Genomic DNA, 9,728 nt, shown 5'->3' with positions numbered 1-9,728 from the left:
TTAGACAAAAAAATAGCATTCAATTATATCACAAAAGACTTTTGCAAGAGGTCTACTAAGTCGACGGAGAAAGAACGAGCAGCCATTGAGGTATCGAAGCTCTCCTCAGCTTACGATACGAGTTTAAGGGAATATTGGGCGTTAGTGTCTGATTGGTTAAATTCGACGTTACGGCCAAAGACAGAAATTGATGGGGTGTTCTGCTGTGGTGGGGCTGCCGAATTTTTGTTGGATCTGGTGTCGGATTATTTTGAGGGCATAGAGGTGTTGATGCCTTCCGCTTGTCCTTCGGAATTGGGAGAGGCGTTAAGGATCGATAAGGAGATTAAAGAGAACAATGAGGAGTTTCTGAAACTGAACTTGATTAACCGTTTTACGGATGTTTGGGGCTTCTTTTCCATTTTCTCTGGTTATGAAGTCGAGCAGAAGGAGGCGGCCTAATGGTGTCAAAAGAAACGGATAAACATATTAAACTTCGTGCGAATCCTGATTCGGGACTGGGTAAGTGTATTAGTTATTTACAGGAGAATCCTTTTAATCAACAGATGTTGGCTGCACAAACGTTAGAAGCTCGTTTTTTGCCGTTTGTGATGGATAAGAATGATCCTCAGTTTCAGGGTATCGCTATCCAATGTGCTGAACAGTGTTTAAGTTGGGCCAGAGCGATCCAACAATATGCTTCACTGAATATGGATTTAGATCAGCCACAAATTAGGGAGTCCTTGCCACATCCGACTCAGTTTGCATCTGTGGCTATGGCTATCAATGATGATCCCGATGATGATGATGATGACCAAATATTTAATGAACAGGAAGAAAGGCAATCTCATGGTGAAGATTTCATGAAAGGTATGGGGCTTTGAGGAACGAATCGCACGCCTTTTTTTTGATACAGCAGCTTTTTAGGTTTGGCTAAATTGCTGCTGTGTTGTGGCCAGGTAACAGTTCTGATGTATTAGCTTTTTACTTTCTCCCATGCTCCCCTCTCCCTGCTCCTCTGGTCCCCAACAATCGAGCAAAAGACTCAAGCTATCTACTGAATCTTACTAACTCGCCACCCTGTCTGATTGCCGATTTTGCCCGCTTTGGTAAATGACCAACAACCTCTAGTAAATACGTTCTTACCTTTGGGACAACTGGGTTTAATGCCGATTAGCTGCTTAACTTCAAAGGTTGATAGTATCCAGTTTTGTTGCTGTGCTTGTTCGAGGGAATGGTTATAGGCGATGGGGTTAATGGGTTGTAATCTGCTGGCGATCGCTGTCCCTAATACCTCAATAATTTCTAGTAATTCCTCACGACTCATCTGTGTTGTTTGTTGTGTCGTGAGTTGTGTTATCTGTGTTGTGTTTTCTAAAATATTATCGTTATTATTGCTTTCTAGATGTGTTGTGACTAAGGTAACAGGTGTGTAGTGTTTGAGGCTGCCACCATTTTTAAGGTGCTGATCCAAGTCGTCCAATTGTTGGATCATTGGTTCGGTTGCGTAGGCTTTCCCGTCGTCATCTTTGGGTAATTTTAGTCCCACAGCTGAAATACGAGAGTAGAGAGATTTACGAGATTGAAGCTTATAGCGATCGCATAATTCTTTTACATACATGGTGTGTTGTTGTCACGGTACAGGTGTGTCGTCTTCAGGTAACACTGTATAGTTAAAGACGACACACAGACAAGGGATCACTTATTTCTAGGAAACTTGATGAAGAAAGCGAGCAAAGTTTAACAGTTCTTGCTGTTTGTCTTCAGATAAGTTATTAATAACAGCATTTAATCGTTCTGAAACTGACAGCCAAGTTTTAGTTTTTGCTTGCCAAACTACTATAAACTGTTGCTCTGACAGGGTACATAAAGCAGTGGTTTCTCCGTCTTCATTACTAAATTCGACCTCATACTTTCCATCGTCAAAGCATTCAACAATGCTTCCTTGACTGCCAATAAACTGTTTAGCTTCGGGTAAATTTATTAGTAATTCAACGACATCAAACAGTGACGGTTTTCTCATGATCTTTTCTTAACATATAGGGTAACTAATCTAGCTGTTTTGGCGTTCAGTTCTCTTATCCATCCTGTTCGCACGATTTCTTGTTGATCTGGTTCTATGCCTGTTATTTCTAAGTCGATTTGATAGCGTTCTCCATGCTCATCTTTAAATTGAAAGGTAGCTTCTGCGTCTAAAGCTTGGTCATAAATTTGGTCTAGTAAGGGTTGATAATTATCTTTGGTATAGCCTAAGTGACGTTGAAACATCAAGGCTTTATTGGCTCCTTTAGGGTTATCTGGATTAAGGGCATATTCTGTTAGTTTACGGGGGTTAATTTCTATGTGGTTGACAAGTTCTTTTAGTTTCACTTACCCTTTCCATCCTTTGGTTCAGGAATGATTGTATGGGAGAATAGGACGTGAGAAAAGTCTCTTGAACGTTCTATAAAGTTTCATTTCCCAAGGGTTGGGTCATTATGGTTAGCCTAATTGAGCGCGGTCACGCTCCGCGTGTGCGAAAGCATCTACATTCTGCTGAAAATCTTAAATTAACTGCACCCATACCCGTGACCCTGCATCCGGCGAGCGTCTATTTATCGGGGTTATCAGAAGGTAGCCGTCGCACCATCCGCTATTCTCTTAATACTATAGCGTCGTTATTAACGAATGGGGACTGTGATGCGGATACCTTAGATTGGTCTAAGCTGCGTTACCACCATACGGCTGCGGTGAGGGTAGCCCTGTTGCAAAAGTTGGCTCCGGTGACGGCGAATAAGATGCTGTCGGCGTTGCGACGGGTGTTATTAGAGGCTTATCGTTTGGGGTTGATGGCTGCTGAGGATTATCAAAAAGCGGTGGATTTTCCCAATATTCAAGGCTCACCTGAGTTAAGAGGGCGATCTCTTGATTCAACAGAAATTAAGGCGTTGTTGGGGACTTGTGATTCTGAGAGTGCGATGGATATTAGGGATGCGGACGTTTTGTAGTGATTTATTGGATGCAGGGGTGGATATTGTCACGGTGCAGAAGTTGGCGGGGTATAGTTCTCCTGTGACGACGGCGAAGTATGATCGGCGGGGTGAGGAGACGAAACGACGGGCTGTTCAAGTTTTATCGATTTAGGGGTAGAACTATTCAAAACCCTCTCACCAAAATGAAGAAAACCAAACCCTTCAGATGAGCTTACCCTGCTATTTGAGCCTTTTTGTATCAGATAATCCTAATTTTTGGGCGATCGCCTTAGAAAAGTTGAAGGATCTTGAAGACAAAGAACTTCATCTCATCATTAATGACCGAGGGGAATTATTGGCTTTTAAGTTGACTTCGGGCAACACTGATGACAGGAAACCTGTTCATGAGTTGGCTATAGTACTGTTGTGTCCCTTGAAGAAATTGGCAATAGCGATGCGATTTTAGAGTTACAAGCTGCGTCTGAGAGTGATACCAATTCTCAAAAATAGTTAGAGAGATAATGCCCTCACAATATAGTCCCATCCTGTTAATGAATGTATGATATCATGAGATAAGTTATTCAAGAGCTTAGCGACTTTATCTTTGACATCATCGAGGTTAGCAAAGTGAATATTTTTTAGCTTTTGTTTCAGATATTGCCAAACTCGTTCAATAGGATTAAGCTCAGGAGAATAAGGAGGTTGAAATAAAAGAATTATATTGTCAGGAATGTTCAATTTCTTAGCTGTATGAAAAGGAGCATTATCTAACTGAATAATATGTATCTCTTCTGGATATTCTTGAGTGAAATTATATAAAAAAGCTCCCAGAAAATCAGAATTTACATGAGAAAATTCATAGAAGAAATTTCTTCCTTTTAATGGGTCAATTAATCCATATATAGCAGTTCTCACACTTGTGAGGTACAGAGGTTATCTTTTTGAGGCAGAAGGCAGGAGTTAGGTGTACCTCATGAGTCCGAGAAAAGCTATATATAGTAGTAACTGTAATGCCACTGAAAAACTTGTTTTGGTTTGACTCCTATTTTCGTTATTTTTCGACCTGACTCAGTTCGATATCCTAGTCTAGTTTCATCTTGAAACCAAAATGATATCTTCTGTTTATGACTCCATTTTTCTGAAATTTCTCCCCTTATTTTCTCAATAATCTTGGGAAAATCATTTTTGAATTTTTCAATTATTCCTGGTTTTTGTTTTTCGTGATTAGGCCGAGCAACTTTGAGTTTTCCCTTTAATTTATACCTGACGATTCTGTGTATTGTGGGATAACTTATCTTCACATCTTGGCAAACTAAAAGCCATAACTGTATTTCTTTATAACTATTAAATCCTTCTGGGTCACATAACTCTTGTTCTATTTTCACAACGGTTGGTTTATCTAATTTTTTCGGCCTTCCTGTTTTTGGATGTTCTTCTAGGAGAAGAGGCATCCCTCCAGTTTTATATAATTTGAGCCAATAATGGATTGTTGATTCAGAACGACCCATAATAACGGCTAAATATCTGACCGTTTCTGCCACCTTTGTTTTGAGGAGATATAGACCTTGTACTTTAGCATAATTCAGAGCAGTTTTTTGTTGTTTCATTAGAGATTTCAAAGTCTCTACTGACTCAGTGATTTCAACTTTGGTAACTCCAGTCATTTGTTTTTTATATTATGATACCTCTATCTCAAGTCTCCAGCTACTTTTGAGAATTGGTATGAATCTGATTTCATAGTCCAAACGAGGATTGAACGCTCTTTAACAGCTATTGGTTGGTAGCTTGCTCTCCTTTATCCCAATAAAGGAAAAACCTTCAAAAAATAAAGTTTACCCCAAGTTCTACTCTCTTGGTGCGCGTTCCCTCGACACTGAACTTATCTTCCTTTGAATAAGCCAATCGGAGTCATTATAACAAAGGGTTTTCCCACTGGAATCACCCAAATGCTCTAAGGCTAATAAACAAGCATACTTTAATTTCCAAACTTTACTTTCTAGACCAACTTTTAAATGGGGAATCGCTTGCTTGTCACCTAAATAACCTAAAGAAATAGCAGCAGCAATTCTTGATTTTACAAATTTATCTCCTAAATTAAGTAAAGTATCGATAAAAAGCTCATAAGCCGGTTCATATTTTAACCAACCAAATAGTTTAATAATATGGTAGTGCGCTCCATAATCTTCTTGAGCGTTTTTGTCAAAGGATTGTTTTAAAATATCTCCTTCCTTGGGATAGAAATCAAGCATTGCTTTACTGGCCAAATAACAATAGGCAAAATCAGTATTATAGAGGTCTTCAATGACTCTTTCTAAAGTTGGTTTTTCACTGTATTCATAAGCCATTTTCAGGTCTTGGGGATGATCCCAAATTGCTAAATCAAAACTTGACTCTACCTCAGAAAAATCAAAATTGTCCTTTTCTTGTGCTTTATCTGCTAAAAATCTCATTCCCCGAAGACGTAGAGACTGGGAAACAGGAGCAACCGCTATATTAGGAATAGCAGAATCATATTCTAAATGCATCAGGTCTTGAATAGCTCCTCGTCGGGCGTGGATATTTTTATCATTCAAGAATTTGATAATACGATGGACTTGAGCGTTATCTTCTGACAACTTGCTCTTGGCAGTTATAGCAGCACAAGCGATCGCAGAATCTTCGGACTCCGTAAATTTAGCAATTCTTTCTAATGCTGGTTTGTAATTGAGTTTAGTTAGAGTTTGAATGATGACTCGATAAACCTGTCCCTCTGTCTCCAATAATTGAGCAATTTCTTCGAGGATATCCGGATCAGATGTGCCAATTTCGCCGATCGCCCATACAGTATTTTCTACCATATAGCGATCACTATCCGCCAAAAAAGGTCGCATGACTTCGACAGCATGAGCTACTTTTAATCGTCCTAATGATTCGACTGCTTTACGCTGCGCCTGACAATTTTCCCTTATGGGGTTAGGATCTTGTAAAACTTTGATTAGTGCTTTGATGGAGCGTTCAGTGGGAAAGTTAACTAAATGTGCTGCTGCTAGATAACGGTGATATTTTTCTTTAAGTTGTTCGACTGGTGTTTCTAGCAGTTCAATGGCTTTTTCTTCGGTTAAACCAGGAAATAAGTTGAGAAAAGGACTATTCATTTTATTTGGCAATTATTTGGCAATTCATTAGCAAAACTTTGGACTTTTTCTTGCCTTGAGTAAACCTCTAGTTGAACCCCATACTTTTTCGTTTTAGCTAAAGTAATGGCATTACCAGTATTGGTTTCTCTGTTGGAGAATGGTGCATTCATTAGAAAAATTAGGGTTTAAAGTTCGTCCTGCTAAGACGTTGTAACTAAATTTGGGTGAGTTGTCTCTAGTGGAAGCTCATTAGCAAAACTTTGGATTTTTTCAAACTTGAGTAAACCTGTTGTTGATCCCCATACTTTTTCATCAGTATCAACATCAAAACCAGTATCTCTACTGACCCAAGTATTTTCTGTAACTTCTACCTCACTTTTCAAATAGGTCATCCGACCATCTTTACGAGGAATTAGACATTTATTTCCTGGTTCAACCTGTCCCACAAATTTATCTCCCTCTCTTTGGAAAACCATTGCACATCCATTACGCAGTTCAATAGATTCAAGGGTAATTGTTTTGAGTATTTCTAGATCACTTCCTGAGCCTGTATAAAGATCCTTATCTTTGAGAGCATAGTTTTCTACAAAAACATTGTCTCCCTGAGCAAAAACTCTATGTACATTTTGATGATGGGGATGCCAAGGATCGTAATCATAAACTTGTTCGGAATAAAAACCAATCCCCTCAAAAAAATCGAAGGGTAAAGGGCGGAAAAAAATCCGAATATGAGGGTGTATTCTCGGGTTATCTAAAGTTTGTTTAAAACTACTAAACTCACCCGCTAACCAACTAGCTAAAGTAATGGCATTATTCATATTTGCTTCTCTCTTATTAGACAGCCAGGAAACTCCCAACATATTAATTGACTAATTAAAGCCAACAAATCTGTTAAGAGTTTCCTTCTAGTTAGACTGGCAATTTCAGTTAATCAACTAGATTAAAATGCTTTTAAGACATTGAGTTGATAACGTAGTCAAGATAGCTGGTAAGTTCAGTAGCAGCTTGAGCAGACATATCACGAGGAACACAGAGACGGTCTCTTACTTTAGCAAAGGCTGCGACATAACCAGCAGTATTAATTCCTAAAGCGCGGTAAACTTCACGCTGACCAGCAATACCCCATTCATCAAGAGGACCAGTACCACCAACTACCAGACAGTAATTGATTAAACGTAAATAGTGACTTACATCACGAAGACACTTATCTTTACGAACTTGAGGGTCTACACTTGGACTAACCCCTTGAGGAAATTCGGCATAAACTGCATCAACAGCTTCTTTAGCCACTGCTTGGTAGTTAGAAGCTAATTTTTCTGCTGCTTCTAAGCGAGCAGCAGCACGGTTAACACTTCCTTGTACAGATTCAAGGTCTGAAGTGCTGGGAAAACGACCTGCAGCATCAGCAGACGCAATAACAGTAGTAACAACAGATTTCATTTCTTTTTTTTGTTCCTTAATTAATGTTGATAAAACCCATCATGAAGGTTCTAGAAAATTGGACTTTTATGAGCTAAAAAACCAATGAATTACGGTTCAGATTGATTAGCTAAGAGCTGAAATAACTCCATCAAAGTAACCAGCTACTTCAGTGGCTAAAAAACTACAATCACCTTCCGTCACGGTCATTTTTCGCTGAGAAGCTGTGTTGTTGACAAAAGCAACAGCAGCCGCTTTCATAATGCTTACGGCTCTTCCAGCAGAGGTCGTGGGAACACCTAATGCAGCATAGGTTTCTTTAAGACCATTTAAACAACGATCATCAAGAACAGAAGCATCACCAGCTAATAGAGCGTAGGTTACATAACGAAGAATGATTTCTCCATCCCGTAAACAAGCAGCCATGCGGCGGTTTGTATAACAGTTCCCACCAGCTTGAGTTAAACCAGCATTTTCACAAATCATACCTGCAACAGCATCAGAAACAATACAACTAGCATTACTGGCAATGAAGTTTACTGCATCGAGTCGTCTGTTTTGATTAGAAATATAGGATTTGAGGTCTGCTAATTCAGCTGTGCCTATATAACCAGTTTTGGCATCAGCAGAAATTACTGCCCGAGAAAAAGCATCTAACATTGAGTTCTCCTTAATTGAGCTTTGACTTTGAACACGAAATTTATGTTAGGGGGTTTTTCGCTCTTTGTCTTACTTCATGAAAAACTAAGTAACAAAATGTAATATTAATATTTCAATTGGTATCAACAATCAAGGCAACTATATTTAGGTTTTTTATTATGAATACTCCCATTCTTTGTAACCCGTTTTGAGCCACAGTTAGGACAAGAATCTTCAAGCTTTTTGAAAGACAATACTATGAGTAAAAAGAAGAGAGTATTCAATAAATTTAACATTAATAAAAAAGGAGGAAAATTAAAATTTCAATCAGATATAAGCACATCATAACTGAATCAAACTCAACTTAAGCATTTCAGCTTTTTGATTAATGCACAAGCAACTGAGCTTGCTTGAACTAGTTGGCAGCCAATGAGTCAAGAATCTCCCGTTGAACCCGAAGGGTCAGCGGTGAGAGTGTCAATAGCTAAATTAATGGCGCATTTTGACTTGAGAAGCTTCCATTCGGGTCAAAGCTGTTCTAGCAACTTCTCTAACATAGCTGTCTTCTGATTCATCAACAGCAATTTTAGAGAGTAAATCAGAGACTGTCTGGTAGTCTTCAAAGGTTTTAGGGTCTTCTTCATCCCCCTTGAGGACATTAAGTGATACGATCGCCTGAATTACAGACAGCTTTAATGAGATATCGTCAGTGTTTATTGCTTCTAGAAGGATATTGAGGGCAGGTTTACCAATCACTCCCAATGTTCCAGTGGCTGAAACTTTAATGCCTGAGTTGGGATCTTTGAGCGTTTTTCCTAAAGCATCAACAGCAACTTGAGGAAAAGATACTCCTGGATAGTCACGGGAAAAGAAGCGAGCAATTGCTGATAGGGTTTGAACGCAAGAAGCTCGAACATAATCTTGTTGACTGGTGTTTAATTCTTGGGCTAATGCTGGGATAGCATCTAGGCCAATTACTGTAAGTGCTTCACTAGACCCTTTTCGATAAAGGGGGTCTTCTTCTGATAATATCTGAATTAAGTTGGGAATAGTTTCGCTAGAAGCGATCGCAAGAATGTCAGTGATTACTCTTTGTCGCAACACAGGGTTTTTCTGTTTGAGTTGTTGATATAAATCTTCGGCTAACATAAACTTAAATCAATTGATTCGACAAAAAAACAAGATCACCAAAAGCCTTTGCGCTGATAATCACGTTCATTATATCAAACAAGGTTACGCCGTGTGCAACTTTTTGACTTAAGGGGAAAAAAGAGAGCGATCACGAAATGCTCTTTTTCTCCAGTTAAAATAGAAAAATCGAGACTCAGAGCATGAGAGACTAATTAAAACTCACATCTTGCACCAAGAAAAGTTGATATGAGAAGCGATAGCTAAAACCCTTATTTGATGGGGGTTTACATTAGTAGGAGCAGCCCTTTCAAGGTGTTGATTTTGTTGCTTTATTTTGGGCTAGAATTTTAGCAGTAGAAATATGAGGTCGCTTAACAGGACGAGTCCGTTTCCTTTTTCGTCTAGTCTTTTTCGGCCCACGAGGGTGAGATTGAAGAGTCTCTAACCTGCATTATTCATGAAGAAAAAACAAAACAAAAAAATAAGCAATTAG

Annotated in this window: 10 protein-coding genes and 4 pseudogenes; 4 read left to right on the top strand and 10 right to left on the bottom strand. The window is 39.0% G+C overall.

Annotated features, from left to right (window positions below; all coding sequences use genetic code 11):
- Together P9B04_RS08470 and P9B04_RS08465 are read left to right on the top strand one after the other, a co-directional pair.
- A pseudogene (locus P9B04_RS08470) lies at positions 1–441 on the top strand (hypothetical protein); the annotation flags it as partial.
- Positions 441–863, top strand: a complete 423-nt coding sequence (locus P9B04_RS08465; RefSeq protein ID WP_342054546.1) for a hypothetical protein — start codon at positions 441–443, stop codon at positions 861–863. The pseudogene P9B04_RS08470 and the gene P9B04_RS08465, both read left to right, overlap by 1 nt.
- 170 nt (positions 864–1,033) lie before the next feature.
- On the opposite strand, the gene P9B04_RS08460 is transcribed toward P9B04_RS08465, so the two are convergent.
- The 3 genes from P9B04_RS08460 to P9B04_RS08450 all read right to left on the bottom strand — a co-directional run bounded on the left by P9B04_RS08460 (position 1,034) and on the right by P9B04_RS08450 (position 2,349).
- Entirely contained in the window at positions 1,034–1,600 is a 567-nt protein-coding gene (locus tag P9B04_RS08460; protein WP_342054545.1) for a hypothetical protein, read from the bottom strand.
- 87 nt (positions 1,601–1,687) lie between these two features.
- The gene (locus tag P9B04_RS08455; RefSeq protein WP_342054173.1) at positions 1,688–2,002 is read right to left on the bottom strand and encodes a DUF4926 domain-containing protein; all 315 of its coding nucleotides are present in this window, start codon (positions 2,000–2,002) and stop codon (positions 1,688–1,690) included.
- A complete protein-coding gene (locus P9B04_RS08450; RefSeq protein ID WP_342054172.1) occupies positions 1,999–2,349 on the bottom strand; it encodes a DUF6883 domain-containing protein in 351 nt (116 codons plus the stop codon). Before P9B04_RS08450 ends, P9B04_RS08455 begins: the two co-directional genes overlap by 4 nt.
- A 107-nt stretch (positions 2,350–2,456) precedes the next feature.
- Here P9B04_RS08450 and P9B04_RS08445 point away from each other — a divergent pair.
- Together P9B04_RS08445 and P9B04_RS08440 are read left to right on the top strand one after the other, a co-directional pair.
- Positions 2,457–3,102: pseudogene (locus P9B04_RS08445) on the top strand (hypothetical protein).
- A 147-nt stretch (positions 3,103–3,249) separates the two neighbouring features.
- Positions 3,250–3,342 (top strand): annotated as a pseudogene (locus P9B04_RS08440) (transposase); the annotation flags it as partial.
- Positions 3,343–3,440: 98 nt separating this feature from the next.
- Here the strand turns inward: P9B04_RS08440 and P9B04_RS08435 are convergent.
- From P9B04_RS08435 to P9B04_RS08410, 7 genes and pseudogenes are all read right to left on the bottom strand, one after another.
- A pseudogene (locus P9B04_RS08435) lies at positions 3,441–4,594 on the bottom strand (transposase).
- A 180-nt stretch (positions 4,595–4,774) separates the two neighbouring features.
- Complete coding sequence (locus P9B04_RS08430) at positions 4,775–6,064, bottom strand: HEAT repeat domain-containing protein (RefSeq protein WP_287138189.1); 1,290 nt, start codon at positions 6,062–6,064, stop codon at positions 4,775–4,777.
- A 182-nt stretch (positions 6,065–6,246) separates the two neighbouring features.
- Positions 6,247–6,864 (bottom strand): chromophore lyase CpcT/CpeT, encoded by a 618-nt coding sequence (locus tag P9B04_RS08425; protein ID WP_287138191.1) that lies wholly within the window; start codon positions 6,862–6,864, stop codon positions 6,247–6,249.
- Between the two features lie 133 nt (positions 6,865–6,997).
- Complete coding sequence (locus tag P9B04_RS08420) at positions 6,998–7,486, bottom strand: bleomycin hydrolase (RefSeq protein ID WP_342054544.1); 489 nt, start codon at positions 7,484–7,486, stop codon at positions 6,998–7,000.
- A 105-nt stretch (positions 7,487–7,591) separates the two neighbouring features.
- Positions 7,592–8,125, bottom strand: a complete 534-nt coding sequence (locus P9B04_RS08415) for a bleomycin hydrolase (protein WP_342054543.1) — start codon at positions 8,123–8,125, stop codon at positions 7,592–7,594.
- Positions 8,126–8,247: 122 nt separating this feature from the next.
- Positions 8,248–8,400: a transposase-like zinc-binding domain-containing protein gene (locus tag P9B04_RS25150; RefSeq protein WP_446717982.1), complete on the bottom strand. Its 153-nt coding sequence runs from the start codon at positions 8,398–8,400 to the stop codon at positions 8,248–8,250.
- Between the two features lie 193 nt (positions 8,401–8,593).
- Positions 8,594–9,253, bottom strand: a complete 660-nt coding sequence (locus P9B04_RS08410) for a HEAT repeat domain-containing protein (RefSeq protein ID WP_342054542.1) — start codon at positions 9,251–9,253, stop codon at positions 8,594–8,596.
- Positions 9,254–9,728: the final 475 nt, after the last annotated feature.

The organism is Crocosphaera sp. Alani8, assembly GCF_038442745.1.
Classification (GTDB): Bacteria; Cyanobacteriota; Cyanobacteriia; order Cyanobacteriales; family Microcystaceae; genus Crocosphaera.
The sequence above is the reverse complement of the archived record's forward strand: the minus strand, read 5'-3'. Positions and strand labels throughout refer to the sequence as shown.